General features: G+C 70.1%; 13 protein-coding genes and 1 pseudogene. 8 read left to right on the forward strand and 6 right to left on the reverse strand.

Annotated features, from left to right (window positions below):
• Positions 1 to 92 precede the first annotated feature (92 nt).
• A pseudogene (locus tag AB0I18_RS25575) lies at positions 93 to 506 on the reverse strand (peptide deformylase); the annotation flags it as partial.
• Between the two features lie 219 nt (positions 507 to 725).
• Between AB0I18_RS25575 and AB0I18_RS25580 the strand changes: the two are divergent.
• Positions 726 to 2,135, forward strand: coding sequence for a PepSY domain-containing protein (locus AB0I18_RS25580; RefSeq protein ID WP_363107893.1), 1,410 nt, complete (start codon positions 726 to 728; stop codon positions 2,133 to 2,135).
• Between the two features lie 28 nt (positions 2,136 to 2,163).
• Here the strand turns inward: AB0I18_RS25580 and AB0I18_RS25585 are convergent, their stop codons facing one another.
• Both AB0I18_RS25585 and AB0I18_RS25590 read right to left on the reverse strand, forming a co-directional pair.
• The gene (locus AB0I18_RS25585; protein ID WP_363107894.1) at positions 2,164 to 2,631 is read right to left on the reverse strand and encodes a MarR family transcriptional regulator; all 468 of its coding nucleotides are present in this window, start codon (positions 2,629 to 2,631) and stop codon (positions 2,164 to 2,166) included.
• Positions 2,628 to 3,110: a MarR family transcriptional regulator gene (locus AB0I18_RS25590; RefSeq protein ID WP_363107895.1), complete on the reverse strand. Its 483-nt coding sequence runs from the start codon at positions 3,108 to 3,110 to the stop codon at positions 2,628 to 2,630. Before AB0I18_RS25590 ends, AB0I18_RS25585 begins: the two co-directional genes overlap by 4 nt.
• Before the next feature lie 133 nt (positions 3,111 to 3,243).
• Between AB0I18_RS25590 and AB0I18_RS25595 the strand changes: the two genes are divergently transcribed.
• The 3 genes from AB0I18_RS25595 (at position 3,244) to AB0I18_RS25605 (ending at position 7,710) form a co-directional block, all read left to right on the forward strand.
• Complete coding sequence (locus tag AB0I18_RS25595) at positions 3,244 to 4,209, forward strand: pirin family protein (protein ID WP_363107896.1); 966 nt, start codon at positions 3,244 to 3,246, stop codon at positions 4,207 to 4,209.
• Positions 4,210 to 4,375: 166 nt separating this feature from the next.
• Positions 4,376 to 5,857 (forward strand): DUF1996 domain-containing protein, encoded by a 1,482-nt coding sequence (locus AB0I18_RS25600; RefSeq protein ID WP_363107897.1) that lies wholly within the window; start codon positions 4,376 to 4,378, stop codon positions 5,855 to 5,857.
• Positions 5,858 to 6,051: 194 nt separating this feature from the next.
• Positions 6,052 to 7,710: a serine/threonine-protein kinase gene (locus AB0I18_RS25605; protein WP_363107898.1), complete on the forward strand. Its 1,659-nt coding sequence runs from the start codon at positions 6,052 to 6,054 to the stop codon at positions 7,708 to 7,710.
• A gap of 248 nt (positions 7,711 to 7,958) precedes the next feature.
• On the opposite strand, the gene AB0I18_RS25610 is transcribed toward AB0I18_RS25605, so the two are convergent.
• Positions 7,959 to 8,810 carry a PaaX family transcriptional regulator C-terminal domain-containing protein gene (locus AB0I18_RS25610; protein WP_363107899.1) on the reverse strand — a complete coding sequence of 284 codons (852 nt, stop codon included), beginning with the start codon at positions 8,808 to 8,810 and terminating at the stop codon, positions 7,959 to 7,961.
• A 162-nt stretch (positions 8,811 to 8,972) separates the two neighbouring features.
• On the opposite strand from AB0I18_RS25610, the gene AB0I18_RS25615 reads away from it, so the two are divergent.
• The 4 genes from AB0I18_RS25615 to AB0I18_RS25630 are packed head-to-tail and all read left to right on the forward strand — an operon-like array spanning position 8,973 to position 12,474.
• Complete coding sequence (locus AB0I18_RS25615) at positions 8,973 to 9,950, forward strand: ABC transporter substrate-binding protein (protein WP_363107900.1); 978 nt, start codon at positions 8,973 to 8,975, stop codon at positions 9,948 to 9,950.
• Positions 9,947 to 10,822 carry an ABC transporter permease gene (locus tag AB0I18_RS25620; protein WP_363107901.1) on the forward strand — a complete coding sequence of 292 codons (876 nt, stop codon included), beginning with the start codon at positions 9,947 to 9,949 and terminating at the stop codon, positions 10,820 to 10,822. Before AB0I18_RS25615 ends, AB0I18_RS25620 begins: the two co-directional genes overlap by 4 nt.
• Positions 10,819 to 11,601 (forward strand): ABC transporter permease subunit, encoded by a 783-nt coding sequence (locus AB0I18_RS25625; protein WP_363107902.1) that lies wholly within the window; start codon positions 10,819 to 10,821, stop codon positions 11,599 to 11,601. The genes AB0I18_RS25620 and AB0I18_RS25625 overlap by 4 nt, the downstream gene beginning before the upstream one ends.
• A gap of 39 nt (positions 11,602 to 11,640) precedes the next feature.
• Complete coding sequence (locus AB0I18_RS25630; RefSeq protein ID WP_363107903.1) at positions 11,641 to 12,474, forward strand: ABC transporter ATP-binding protein; 834 nt, start codon at positions 11,641 to 11,643, stop codon at positions 12,472 to 12,474.
• 12 nt (positions 12,475 to 12,486) lie between these two features.
• Here the strand turns inward: AB0I18_RS25630 and AB0I18_RS25635 are convergent, their stop codons facing one another.
• On the reverse strand, positions 12,487 to 13,548 hold the full coding sequence (locus tag AB0I18_RS25635; RefSeq protein ID WP_363107904.1) for a zinc-binding dehydrogenase: 1,062 nt from the start codon (positions 13,546 to 13,548) through the stop codon (positions 12,487 to 12,489).
• A 224-nt stretch (positions 13,549 to 13,772) separates the two neighbouring features.
• Positions 13,773 to 14,738: a lytic polysaccharide monooxygenase gene (locus AB0I18_RS25640; protein WP_363107905.1), complete on the reverse strand. Its 966-nt coding sequence runs from the start codon at positions 14,736 to 14,738 to the stop codon at positions 13,773 to 13,775.
• Between the last annotated feature and the right edge of the window lie 34 nt (positions 14,739 to 14,772).

Genomic DNA, 14,772 nt, shown 5'->3' on the forward strand with positions numbered 1-14,772 from the left:
CAAGGGCAAGTAAGGCCAACGCCGCCCGCGTCACGGGACGGCACACGGCAGAGCAGTACGCGAATGGGGCGGCCACCCGATCATCCGGGTGGCCGGGCCACCACGGCCTGCCAGCCCGGCACGCTCAGGCAGCCCTCGAAGAACGCGACGCGGTCCGGGCCGACGGGCTCGTACGCCGGGTTGACCAGGACACGGAAGGGCTGCGGCACCCGGCCGCGTGCCTCGCGGATCTCGTCCGGCACCGGCGCCGGGTCCTCGATGACCGCGAGGCGCAGCGGTACGCCGACCTGGGGTGCGGCGAGCCCGACGCCCGGCGCCGCGTGCATCGTGTCGCGCAGGGCCACGACGAAGCGGGCCAGGAGCGCCGGGTCCAGCTGGCCGTCGAAGGGCTCGGCCGCGCGGCGCAGCACCGGGTCACCGGCGGCGACGATCGGCAACGGGCCGGCGTGGGACAGAAGTTCCTCCACCTGTTCGCTGAGAGACGCGGGATCACTGGGGGCTGCCATCTCGCCAGGATGCCAAGCGGGAGTGCGGTGTGCGAGGCGGCTCTCTGACGGGGCGTGCCCGTCTCTCCCGCCCTCCGGATGACCGGAGCCCTCGCATGACGACTCGCGATGTGACCTACGCCACCCATGCGTCCGGGAACTCATCGCCCCTGTCAGCCGACTTCTGGACCGCAACGGCCCCGCACGGCCCGTCCCCTGCCCCACCGGAGAAGCCAGCCGATGTCCACCGCTCCCTCGACCACGACGGACGAGTCCCCGCAGTCCGTCACCCCCTCCCCGAAACGTGGCCTCTGGTCGCCGCTGCGCCCGCTGGTACTGCGGCTGCACTTCTACGCCGGAGTGCTCGTCGCCCCGTTCCTGCTGATCGCCGCCACGACCGGTCTGCTGTACGCGGCGTCGTTCCAGGCCGAGAAGATCGTGTACGCCCATGAGCTGACCGTCCCCGTCGGCGAACGCAAGCTGCCCGTCTCGGAGCAGGTGGCCGCAGCGCGCAAGGTCCACCCGGAGGGCACGGTCTCCGTGGTGCGCCCCTCACCGGAGGACGACGCGACCACCAGGGTGCTGCTGTCCGGGGTCCCGGGTGTCGGCGCCGACCACACCCTCGCCGTCTTCGTCGACCCCTACACGGGGAAGGTGCGCGGAGCCCTTGAGCAGTACGGCTCCACCGGTGCGCTCCCGCTGCGGACCTGGATCGACGAGCTGCACCGCGATCTGCACCTCGGCGAGACCGGGCGGCTCTACAGCGAACTCGCCGCGAGCTGGCTGTGGGTGATCGCGGCCGGCGGTCTGACGCTGTGGTTCAGCCGCCGCCGTACGCAGCGCAAGGTACGCGGCACCAACGGGCGCCGCCGCACGCTCGGCCTGCACGGCACGATCGGCGCCTGGGCGGCGGCCGGGTTCCTGTTCCTTTCGGCGACCGGCCTGACCTGGTCCGCGTACGCCGGAGCGAACATCGACGAACTGCGCACCTCGCTCGGCCAGGCCACTCCCTCGGTCTCGGCGGCCGCGGGCGGCGAGCACTCCGGCCACGGATCCGCCGGGGCCGACGCGGAGGCGGACACCGACGCCGAGCACGGAGTCGGCCTCGACAAGGTGCTGGCGGCCGCGCGAGCGGCGGACCTGGGCGATCCGGTGGAGATCGTCGTGCCCGCCGACGCCTCGTCCGCGTACGTCGTGCGGCAGGTCCAGCGCAGTTGGCCCACCAAGCAGGACGCCGCCGCCGTGGACCCGGCGACCGCCGAGGTGACCGACACGGTGCGCTTCGCCGACTACCCGGTGCTGGCGAAGCTGACCCGCTGGGGCATCGACGCCCACACCGGAGTGCTGTTCGGCATCGTCAACCAGATCGCGCTGATGGGCCTCGCCCTCAGCCTGATCCTGCTGATCCTGTGGGGCTACCGCATGTGGTGGCAGCGCGGCCGCGCCACCGCCTTCGGTCGCCCCGTCCCGCGCGGCGCCTGGCAGCAGGTCCCCGCACCCGTCCTCGTCCCGCTGATGGCGACCGTCGCCGTCGTCGGCTACTTCGTCCCGCTCCTCGGCATCTCGCTGGCCGCCTTCATCGTCGTGGACGTGGCCCTGGGCGAGATCGCGTACCGCCGCGGCAGGCGAACGTACGAAGCGGCGAAGTGACGTACGGGGCTCTGCGTCCGGCGGCCGGTCACGCGCGAGCCAGCTCGGCGTTCGCCCGTTCGGTGACGAGGGTCAGTACGCGGCCCGTCGTCGCCAGGTCCTCGGCCGGGATGCCCGCGTAGATCCGGGCGGACGCCTCGTCGGTCTCGGTGGTGATCCGTGCGTAGCGTTCCCGGCCGGCGTCCGTGAGTCGCAGGCCGGGCTTCGCCGACGGAACCTCTTCGATCAGCTGCGCCGTGGTGAGTTCGTCGATGGTGTCCTGCACGACCGACTCCTCGATCTTCAGTGAACCGGTCACGGCGGCGGCCAGCCGGTCACGCTCGATGGCGCCGGCGTCGTCGACCGCGACGAGCCTGAGGGTCACCAACTGGTGGAAGGTGTTGCCGGTCCGGGCGAGTACACGCTCCAGAACGGCGCGGCCCGCGTAGTGGGCCAGGCCTATGACCCGGCCGTTGGTGGTGGGTGCGATGGGTGCGGTGGATGTGCTGGTGGTCATGACTGCTCCGTCTCGTTCTCTGTCGGTGGATCGAGAGGTACGTCGAGCAGGGTCGCCAACTCGCGGCTGAAAGCCTTCGTGCGCTGACCGTCCAGGCCCCCCAAAGGGGCGAGCAGCTGCTCCAGAAGCCCTCGCACGGTCTTGATCGCGCGGCGTGCGACCTCGCGCCCCTCCTCCGTGAGTGACAGCTGCATCGCGCGCGGATCGGCGGGGTCCCTGGTGCGCTCGACGAGCCCGGCGGTCTCCAGGGCTCGGGCGAGCTTCGACACGTACAGCGGTTCGAGTCCCGTGTGGTCGGCGAGCTGTCGCTGGCTCGGGCGGCGTCCGGCCCTGTGCATGCCGTACAACGACGCCACCAGCGAGTACTGCGCGTGGGTGAGGCCCAAGGGCGCCACCGCCCGGTCCACGGCGACCCGCCACTTCATCGACAGGCGCCAGACCAGGAAGCCGGGCGTCGCACCCTCGGGGTTCGTACTCATGCCGGATACCGTACATGGCTATTATGTACATGGCTAGTATCTGCCGCGCATGCGCCGGTGCTGAGCCAAGTGGCCGTCGACGGGCCGGTGGATGGCCTGACGGAGCGTCCTCGGCGGGTCTAGGTTGTGGGCCATGAGCAATCTTGATCGCGAGGCAGTTCCCGCGCTGTGCGGCGGCCGGGGTTTCGTGGCGGCGGAGCCGGTGCGCGAACTCCTCAGCCCCCGCCGGGTCAAGTTCGGCGAGTCCAGTGAAGTCCGCCGTCTGCTGCCCAACCTCGGCCGGCGCATGGTGGGCGCCTGGTGCTTCATCGATCACTACGGGCCCGACGACATCGCCGACGAGCCCGGTATGCAGGTCCCGCCGCATCCGCACATGGGGCTGCAGACCGTCAGCTGGCTGCACGAGGGCGAGGTGCTGCACCGCGATTCCACGGGCAGCCTCCAGGCGATCCGCCCGCGTGAGCTGGGTCTGATGACGTCCGGCCGGGCCATCAGCCACTCGGAGGAGAGCCCCAAGTCGCACGCCCGCTTCCTCCATGGTGCGCAGCTGTGGGTCGCGCTGCCCGACAGTCACCGCCACACCGACCCGCGCTTCGAGCACCACGGCGACCTGCCCGTCGTCACCGCTCCCGGGCTCCGGGCCACGCTCATCCTGGGCGGCGTCGACGGCGCGGCCTCACCCGGTACGACGTACACCCCGATCGTCGGCGCCGACCTGACTCTTGATCACGGAGCCGACGTTCGCCTCCCGTTGGAGCCTGACTTCGAGTACGCGGTGCTCTCCATGTCCGGTGAGGCCCACGTGGACGGTGTGCCGCTGCTGCCCGGTTCCATTCTCTACCTCGGCTGCGGCCGCACCGAACTGCCCCTGCGTGCCGAGTCGGACGCGGGTCTCATGCTCCTCGGCGGTGAGCCGTTCGAGGAGGAGCTGATCATGTGGTGGAACTTCATCGGGCGGTCGCAGGCGGACATCGAACAGGCTCGTTCGGACTGGATGGCGGGCTCCCGGTTCGGCGAGGTGGTGGGCTACGACGGCGCCCCGCTGGCTGCCCCCGAACTCCCGCCCGTCCCGCTCAAACCGCGTGGCCGGGTGCGTTGAGCGTTCCCGCCCGGTCGGCCTAAATCGCGTGACAATGCCCTGTTTGTGGGTGGAGAAAACCATGAATCTGAGATTTCGCTGAACATCCGGCGCGCGCATCCGTATCAGAGAGCGCTTCGCCCACACCGGAAGTCCTGCCGGTTCAGAGGATGTTCAGAGAGGCCTCATGAGACACAACACGCGGAAGAGATCGAAGACCACCGTCCGGGCGGTGGGCGCGGCGGTCGCTCTGGCCCTGGGAGCCGGTGGACTTGTGGCGGCCAACATCTACGCCTCGGCCGACGAAACCGGCGCGTCGAAGAGTTCTGGCCAGAACCAGGCGCTGGCGGCGGGGTCCTCCACGATCGACTGTCCCGACGTCGGCCAGCAGCTGAAGGCGGTTCCCGCCCAGGCCAGGTCCCAGGTCGACAAGGAACTGGCGCTGCTCGACAAGCAGGTGTCCGAGGCCTATCAGCGCCTTTCCACTTCCCAGCGGGCGATCCAGCAGGACGCCAACTTCGCGCAGAACGCGATCGTGGGTCCGCTGAAGGACAAGCGGAAGGCGACGATCGACCGGATCGTCATCGCCATCGGCCGGGTGGCCGCCAAGCCGCAGGGACTTGAGGCTCTGGCGCCCTGTACGTTGCGCGCCACCGGTGGCCAGCCCGCCGCCGGCCAGCCCTCGGGCCAGCCCGCTTCGGGCCAGCCCACCGCCGGTCAGGGCGGCGGCAACGGCGACGCCGGACAAGCCGGCAACGGGCCCGTCGCCGCCGACTTCGTGGACATCACCAAGGTCCGTGCCAACGTGAGCACACCGCGCAGGTCGGCGAAGGCTTCAAAGGGTGTCTTCGCCACCAAGTGCGGGGTAAACGCCAACAAGCTGTACAACTCCGACAACGTCATCGTGGCGCCCGGTGTCACCAACGGCGCACACCACATGCACGATTACGTCGGCAACCAGGACAACGACGCCTTCACCAGCGACCAGGACTTCGCCAACGCCAAGACCAGCTGCCAGAACCAGGGCGACAAGTCCTCGTACTACTGGCCTGTGCTGCGACTGCAGGACGGCACCAAGGAGTTCGACGCCGCACTGCAGGGCGGCGGCGCCGAGGGCAACACCGGCCGGATCCTCACGGCCAAGAAGGCCACCCTGGACTTCGTGGGCAGCCCGCGCGGCAAGGTGGTGGCGATGCCCAAGTTCCTCCGCATCATCACCGGTGACGCCAAGGCGCTCACCAACGGCACGGCCAACGCCAACGCCTCCTGGAGCTGCACCGGCTTCGAGAACAAGGTGCAGCTGAAGGACAAGTACCCGCTCTGTCCGTCGGGCAGCGACGTGGTGCGCACCTTCAAGTTCCAGAGCTGCTGGGACGGCAAGAACATCGACAGCGCCAACCACCGCACGCACGTGGCCTTCGCCGACGCCAACGGCAACTGCGCGGCCGGCTTCAAGGCCATTCCGCAGCTGGTCCAGCGCCTCGTGTACGACGTGGACGCGCCGAGCCTGAAGGACAACGGCAAGACCCGTCCGTTCTTCTCCCTGGACGGCTTCCCCGAGCAGGAGCACAAGCCGGTCACCGACCACGGTGACTTCATCAACGTCTTCGACGGGCGAGTGACGAACAAGATGGTCCAGTGCATCAACACCGGACGCCGGTGCAGCTGATTCCGAGTTCGTGAGTGATGCGGCTCGTTGACCGCATCGCTCACTAATGACACACCAGGGGTGGACGTCGTTCCGTACGACGTCCACCCCTGGCGTGTACCCGGGAAACAGAGGTTACGAATTCGTTGAACACAGGCCGTAGCGCTCTGCGTACTTCAAGGAAGACGAGAGCACCGGTTCAGCAAGGGATGGCAATGGGCAACGCAGATGCCGCCGCACATGAGTTGGTCGCCGGGAGGTATCGCCTCCACGAGGTCGTCCACCGCGAAGTGAGCAGCGTCTGCTGGTACGGCGAGGACATCGGGTGTGCGCGTCCGCGGCTGCTGATCCAGACGCAGCTTCCGCCTGACGCCGCGGGGACCTCCGCGCAGCGGACCATCGCGCGGATCATGGGCACGGCCGAGGTGATGCGGGTGCTGTGCCCCGACGGGGTGGCGACCGTCGTCGACGTGGTGGAGGAGTCCGGCACGCTGTGGACGGTCGTCGAGTGGATCGACGGCGTACCCCTGGGCGAACTCCTCGGCCAGCACGGCACGTTGAACCCCGTCCTGGCCGCCCGCATCGGGCTCGACCTCCTCGACGTGCTGGAGCCCGCGCACGGGGAGGGCATCATCCATGGTGAACTCAGCCTCGGCCAGGTGTTCGTGCGCGACCACGGCGGCGTGGTCGTCACCGGCTTCGGCCTGGCGGACGTGGCTCCGTCGGAGCGGCTCGGCGTACCGGCGTACGCCTCGCCGGAACAGGCACGCGGTGAGCCGTGCGAGCCGTCGGCGGACCTGTGGACCCTGGGCGCGCTGCTCTACACGATGACCGAGGGGCGCCCGCCCTTCCGTGACCGCGGCCGGCCCGAGGCCACCCTCAAGGCGGTGGACCGGCTGCCGCCGCGCACCCCGCGGCGCGCCGGCCCGCTCGCCGGGACCGTGGAAGGGCTGCTCCGTAAGGACCCCCGGGAACGGCTCACCGGTCGGGTCGTCCGCGACGCCCTCATCCGCATCGTCGACGAGGACCCCGCGGCGGCACAGCAGGCGCTTCCGCAGTCGCGTGTGTCGGTTCGCCGCCTCGCGGGCCGGGGCCGGGGCGGACGGCACCTCGGCCGCGCCACGCTCATCGGCGTCGCGGTCGCCGCCGTCGCCGTGACGGTCACCGCCCTCGCCGCGACCGGCCAAGGCTCGGGGGACGATTCCTCCGCGTCCGGCGCGACGGCCTCCCGCGCCGCCCCGACCACGCCTACCTCTGCTCCCACTCCTACGGGCGAGGAGGGCGAGGGGGGCGAAAAGACCAAGGACCCGCCCCGCACCGCCGGCCCCACCGCGTCCCCGTCTGCCTCCGCCACACCGTCGTCCCCGGCCACCGCCACCGCGTCGCCCTCGGACCCCGCCCCCGGTGGCCTGCCGGCCGGTTTCCGCGTCTACACGGCGAAGGAAGGCTTCACCGTCGCCCTCCCCAAGGGCTGGAAGCGCCTCGGCACCGACGGCGACGACCTCTCCTACCGGGTCGTCTTCGGCGCCGACGGCGATCCACGGACCCTGGCGGTCACCTTCAGCGAGCGGGTCGGCTCGGACCCGGTCGCCGTGTGGCGGGACGTCGTCGAGCCCCCGCTGAAACGGCTGGACGGATACGACAGGCTGGGCGACATCCGGGCGACGACCTATCAAGGTCACAAGGCCGCCGACATGGAGTGGCTCGCCGAGTTCGACGGCACGCGTGTACGCACTTTCGGCCGGGGTTTCGTCATCGGAGACGGCCAGGGTTTCTCGCTCCGCTGGACGACCCCGGCCGCCGACTGGGACAGGCCGGGCAACCAGCAGGCGCTGAGGACCGTCCTGAAGACGTTCCACGAGTCGTCGGACTGATCAGGGGCCGGTAGCAGGTCTTACGAGAACCTGACGTGGTGGCCGAATCGCTACTGCCACACCAGCCCCACAGGTCATTCTGGTTCGGACGGCCCTCCTTCGCCGAGTCCGGCGGGGAGGGCGTCACCGCGGTGTAAGAAAGCGGCCACCGCGGCGCCGGCGCCCCGGACCATCCTCGTCCGGGGCGCCACACCCGGTCCGTATGCCCATGTCCATGCCGTGCCCAGGCGGATGCCGTACACCGGGATTCAGGCCTGCACGGCTGTGGTCTCCAGGAGTTCGGTGGCCATCCGGCGGGCGGCGGCCTCCGTCCGTTCCGCGATGCGGTGGAAGGTCGCCTGGGCCGGCCGGGCCGGCCAGTCGGAGGGCAGGTGCCGGGCGGGCAGCCGTGGGTCCGTACGGATGATGTCGAGCCATTCGCTGGTCATGCGCAGCCGGGTGCCCAGCGGGTCTCCGGAACCCGTGCCGAGCCACCCGGACCAGCGCTCGTCGAAGTCGGCGTAGCGGGCGCCGACGCCGTCCAGGTCCCAGGTGTCACGGATCATCAGACTGATGTCGGTGGCTTCGCCGGCCGTGGCGTGGAAGGTCTTGACGTGGGCCGCGAGGCCGAGTTCGGCGACGAGTCCGGAGACGTCGATGTCACCGGGGGCGATCCACAGTCCGCTGTACAGGGCGCCGAAGCCCGACCAGGTGAGCCGGGAGCGCAGATCGTGCCGCTGGCGCTGCCAGGACTCGGGCAGCGAGAAGCCGAGCAGTGTCCAGGTGCCGTCCCAGTCGTCGTTGACGGCACCGGTCTCCCAGAGGCGTTTCTTTCCGTCCCAGAGGATCTGTGTCGCCTGGGCGGTCAGGCCGAAGTACATCCTGCGTCCCTGGCGCTGACGCCGCAGCAGACCTCGGTTGACCATGCGCGTGAAGGTGGACCGGACGGCGTGCTCCCCGACTCCGGCACGGGCGAGGACATCGATGATGCTGCCCGAGTACACGTATCCGGGCCCCTCCTCCAGAACGTAACCGCCGAAGAGGGCGAACATCAGCGACTGCGGGCGCGTTTGAGGTCCCGAGTCGGTCCCGGTCCCGGTCGGAGGGATGGGCGAGGTCACAGACGGAACTCCCTCTCGGCGGGCCGTGGGCTTGCGGCGGGTGGACCGAAGCCGTCTGTCGGAGCCTCTCTTGTGCGGACTACTGACAGCGCGAAGATAGGTGTGTACATTGCGGCCGTCAAGAAAATGCACAACATTAGTTGCTTCCATCAGGAGGGGCCCATGCAAAGGCGCATTCTCGGGCTAGCCGCAGTAGTGATCACGGTCGTCGGCGCGGCCGGATGCGGGTCGTCGGACCCGGCGGAGAGTGGTTCGTCGCCCTCGGGCGGAAGCAAGACCACTCAGGTCAAGGTCGGCATCATTCCGATCGTCGATGTGGCCCCGCTCTACCTGGGCGAGAAGAAGGGGTTCTTCAGCAGCCGCGGCCTCGACCTGGAGATGGTGAGCGCCCAGGGCGGCGCGGCGATCATCCCCGGAGTGGTGTCCGATCAGTTCCAGTTCGGCTTCAGCAACACCACGTCGCTGATGATCGCCCAGGTCAAGGGTGTGCCGATCAAGTCCGTGGTCAACGGCGCGGCCTCCAACGGCAAGGCCGGGGCCGACGTCACCGGTGTGGCGGTCAAGAAGGACAGCCCGATCAAGTCGGCCAAGGACCTCGCCGGGCGCAAGGTGGCGGTGAACCTTCTGCAGAACATCGGGGACACCACGGTCCGTGAGTCGGTGCGCCAGGCCGGCGGCGACCCGTCCGAGGTCAAGTTCGTGGAGATACCGTTCGACCAGATGCCGGCCGCGGTGGCCGACGGCCGGGTGGACGCCGCCTGGATGGGCGAACCCGCGATGACGATCGCCAAGTCGCAGGGCGCCCGCGTCGTGGCTTGGCCGTTCGTCGAGACCGACCCCAAGCTCACCCTGGCGACGTACTTCACCTCGACCAAGCTCGCGCAGCAGAACCCCGAGCTGGTGAAGAAGTTCAGCGAGGCCATGACCGAGTCGCTGCAGTACGCCTCCGAGCACCCGGACGAGGCACGCCAGGTCCTCACCTCGTACACGAAGATCAGCGGTGATGTCCTGGAGAAGCTCACGCTGCCCGGCTGGCCGGCGGAGGTCGACATGGCCTCCCTGGAGAAGCTGGCCTCCCTCGGAGAGCAGGACGGCATCTTCGGCGACAAGAAGCCCGACCTGGACGCGCTGTTCTCATGACCCGAACCGTCCCCACCCCCGTGCCGGCGAAGACCGCCGGGACCGACACCGGTCCCGGCGGTCCCCCCGCCGCCCCCGCCGGTGTACGGCGCCTCCCGGACCGGGCCGTCACGCCACTGCGCGGCCTGGCCGGGCTCGCCGGACTCGTCGCAGTGCTCGAAGTGCTGCCGCACACCGGCCTGGTATCGGCCGACTACCTGCCGCCGGCCTCGGAGACCGTCCGCGCCCTGTGGCACCTGCTCGCCGAGCAGACGTTCTGGACCGCGCTCGGCGACACCCTCACCGGATGGGGCCTGGGCCTGGCCCTCTCCGTCGTGGCGGGCGTGCTGGCCGGACTGGTCATCGGCTCCGTACCCGCGCTGCGCGCGGTGACCGCCTCCACCATCGAGTTCCTGCGCCCCATCCCGTCCGTCGCCCTGATCCCCGTCGCGGTCCTGCTGTACGGCACCGACCTCCGGTCGAAGCTGCTCCTCGTGGTGTACGCCTCCTTCTGGCAGGTGCTCGTCCAGGTCCTGGCCGGCATCCAGGACGTCGACCCGGTCGCGGACGACACCGCCCGCAGCTATCTGCTCGGCACCTGGGGACGGCTGCGCCACGTCATGTGGCCCACCGCGCTGCCGTACGTGATGACGGGCGTACGGCTGGCCGCCACCGTGGCACTGATCCTCGCGGTCACCGCCGAACTCGTCATCGGCGCACCCGGACTCGGCCACGAGATCGCCGTCGCGCAGACGTCCGGAGCCGTACCGCAGGTCTACGCCCTGGTCCTGGTAACCGGACTGCTCGGCGTCGCCGTCAACCTGGTGACACGGGCCGTCGAGCGACGGGCGCTGCACTGGCACCAGTCCGTACGCGTGGAGGTGACCGCATGACGGTCCGCACCGTCCTCGGACGCGGCCTGCTCGTTCTGGGCCTGCCCGCGGTCCTCTTCGCCGTGTGGTGGTACACCACCGCCGACAGCACCGACTTCTACTTCCCGCCGCTGGCCACCATCCTGGAGAGCTTCGGGAACGTCTGGACGGCGGAGCGGCTCCTGTCCGACGTCGTGCCGAGCCTGCTGCGCCTCACGGCCGGCTACCTCCTCGCCGTGGTCGTCGGCGTGGGACTCGGCCTCCTCGTCGGCATGCGGCGGGCCGTACGCGACGTCCTGGAACCCGTCCTCGAACTCTTCCGGGCCATCCCGCCGCCCGTGCTCGTGCCGGTGATCATGCTGTTCGCGGGCATCGGCGACACCATGAAGGTGCTCGTCATCGTCAGCGGCTGCATGTGGCCGATCCTGCTCAACACCGTCGAGGGCGTCCGCGCCGTGGACGGTGTGCTCAGCGACACCTGCCGGTCCTACGGCATCACCGGCACCGCGCGTCTGCGGCATCTGGTGCTGCGTGCGGCGAGCCCGCAGATCGTCACGGGCATGCGCCAGGCCCTGTCGATCGGGATCATCCTCATGGTCATCAGCGAGATGTTCGCCGCCAGCAACGGCCTGGGCTTCACCATCGTGCAGTTCCAGCGTTCCTTCGCCATCCCCGAGATGTGGAGCGGCGTCCTGCTGCTCGGCATCCTCGGCTTCCTCCTGTCCCTGCTCTTCCGGTTCGCCGAGAACCGCGCCCTGGCCTGGTACCACGGCCTGCGCCGCGCCCAGCGCAACCCCTGACAGGCCGTTCCACCGGACCCGTGCACCAAGGAGGCGTCGATGCTCGACGTACGAGACCTGCAGAAGATCTACACCGGCCGGCACCGCAACGTGGAGGCGTTGCGGAGTCTGGACTTCCACATCGACGCCGGTGAACTGGTGTGCCTGGTCGGGCCGTCGGGCTGCGGCAAGACCACCCTGCTGAAGTGCATGGCCGGGCTGCTCGCTCCCACCCGCGGTGAGGTGCGCCTGGACGGACGGCCGGTCGCCGGGCCCCCGCCCGGTATGGCGGTCGTCTTCCAGGAGTACGGCCGCTCCCTGTTCGCCTGGATGAACGTCCGGGACAACGTCGCCCTGCCGCTGCGCCGCAAGAAGCTCGGCAAGGCACGGACACGGGAACTCGTGGACCACGCCCTGGAGGTGGTCGGCCTCGCCGACGCCCACCAGGCCTACCCCTGGCAGCTGTCCGGAGGTATGCAGCAGCGCGTCGCCATCGCCCGCGCCGTCGCGTACGAACCGAAGGTCCTGCTCATGGACGAGCCCTTCGCGGCCGTCGACGCGCAGACCCGCGCCGAACTCGAAGACCTCATCCGGCGCCTGTGGCACGAACTCGGCGTCACCGTCCTGTTCGTCACCCACGACATCGACGAGGCGGTCTACCTCAGTCAGCGCACGGTCATCCTGTCCAAGTCGCCCACCGTCGTCCTGGAGGACCTCACCATCGACCTCCCCGACGAACGCGACCAGCTGCACACCCGCTCCAGCGCCCGCTTCGCCGAACTGCGTGCCCATGTCTACGAGCAGATTCAGCGGGCCAAGCACCACAACGGCGACACCGACGGCCAAGTCATGGACCGGACACCCGAACCGGCTCTGCAGAAGACGGAACGCTGAGCCCGGGCGCTTCTACTGCCGGTCGTCGAAGGTGACGACCACCTTCTCGGCGGCGCCGGGGGTCAGGGCCAGTTCGAAGGCGTGCTGGACATCGGTGAAGGGCACGCGGTGGCTGATGAGCTTCGCGAAGCGCTCGTGGTGTTCGGCGATGTCGGGGGTGACTTCGAAGATCTCGGTGGGGTAGCCCTGGGAGGCGATGAGGGTGAGCTCGCTGCGGAGCATGCCGCCGAGGTCGATGGAGTCGGACTTCTTCTGGACGGCGACCATGACCATTTTGGCGCCCCATTTGGCGGCGGCGATGGTGGCGTCGAAGACGGCGGGGGCGCCGGCGGCGTCGATGTAGATGTCGGTGCCGGCGCGGGGCTGGCCCAGCGCGTTGGCGGCCGGGCCGTGCAGGTCGGTCAGCCGGGCGGTGATGTCCTCGGTGGCGGAGTTGATGACCGCGTCGGCACCGACGGCGAGGGCGGTGTCGAGGCGCTCGGGGATGACGTCGGCGACGGTGACGTGCTGTACGCCGCGCAGTTTGAGCCAGATGGTGACGCCCAGGCCGATGGGTCCGGCGCCGAAGACGACGACCTTGTCGGTGGGGTCCGCCTCGGAGCGGTTGACGCAGTGGCGGGCGACGGCCATGGGCTCGTTGAGGGCGGCGACGGCGTAGGGCACGGTGTCGGGGAGGACGGCGACGCTCCTGCCGACGACGGCGTCCTCGATGACGAGGTATTCGCTCATGCCGCCGTGGGCGCCGCCGCAGCCGATGATGCCGGAGGGCGCGCTCTGGGGGTTGACGACGACGCGGTCGCCGACCTTCAGGCCGGTGACGTCGGAGCCGAGTTCGATGATCTCGCCGGCGGGTTCGTGGCCCAGGGGCAGGGAGATCATGGAGCCGCCGGGGCCGAAGGGGATGCCGCCCAGGTGGAGGAAGTGGGTGTCGGTACCGCAGATGCCGCACGCACGGATGCGCATGAGGGCGTCCTTGGGGCCGGGGACGGGACGCTCGACATCGACGACATCGATCTTGCCTACGGCGCCGGTCCGGACGGACTTCATGGTGGCCGTGGAGAGCAGCGACTTCATGGGGCGTTTCCTTCTGGACGGGGGGCTGTGAACCTCTGTGATCAACAATGGCCCAGCCCGCTCGCCGTCACGAGGGAGTGCTCTCCCGAACGGATGGTGTAGCCCGCTACACCATCCGTTCGGGGCACGCTCTACCGCGTGTGTCGGCGGTTACGTGATCTTCAGGCGTCGCGCGGCTCGTACCGCCGCGAACCGCACGGCTCGTACCGCCAGGGTCACGGTCGTCATCGGCGCCGCCGCAGGGTGAACGCGGCGCCCGCCGTGATCAGGAGCCCGGCCGCACCGCCCGCGATGAGGGGCAGGGCCAGGGCCTGGCTGCCGTCGTCGGAGCTGGGGGAGGAGACCGCCTGGCCGGGTGCGCTGGTCACGTCGTCCGACGGTCGCACCGGCGTGCCGGTGACCTCGGCCGGGGATTCCGCGGGCGTGGGAGTGCCCGGGACCTCCGCCGGCGCGGGCTTCGTCGGTGACTCCGCGGGCTTCTGTGCCGGGGAATCTGCGGCCTCGTCCTCCGCACCGCCACCGCCACCGCCGCCGTCGCCGCTTTCGTCCGAACCCCCGCCGCTCTCCTCGGCCCCGGCGAAGACGACGTCCGAGCACGAGTAGTACGTGTCCGGCGTACTCGAGTTCTGCCAGATCGTGTAGATCAGCTGGCGCCCCGTCCGGTCGGCGGGCAGCTTCGCGTCGATCTGGTAGGCGCCGTTCACGAGCGAGGGGTCGGTGGCCGTAGCGAAGGGCTGGGACGGCAGATCGGACCAGGTGAGCGGCTTGGTCGGGTCGTAGCCGCTCTTGGTCAGATACAGCTTGAACGTGCCGGTGTGCGGAATCGTCGACCGGTACGTGAGCGTCAGGTCCGCCCCGGCCGTCAGCCGTGTCGCGGGCCAGTCGGCGCGGGCCAGGTCGAGGCCCCGGTAGGCGTCGAGGCCGCCGCTGCACAACTCGCCGTCCGGGACGACCTGCCGGTCCCGGCCGCCGACGCCCGCGAGGCGCAGGTTGTCGAAGGCGGCGACTCCGGAGGCGACGGCCGCCCGGCAGGCATCCGACTCCGCCTGCTGCCCTCCGCTGGGGGAGCAGGCCACCACCCGGCTGACCGGATCCGTCGGCGCCCCGTGCGCGGCGGCGGGTCCGGCGGCCCACATCGTGAGCAGGAGCGGGGTCATCGCGACGAGGGCGGCGGTGCGGGGTGCGGTCATGCGGCGGGTCTCCTCCTCGGCACGGCAGGCGGGG

Source organism: Streptomyces sp. NPDC050704 (genome assembly GCF_040654355.1).
Taxonomy (GTDB): domain Bacteria; phylum Actinomycetota; class Actinomycetes; order Streptomycetales; family Streptomycetaceae; genus Streptomyces.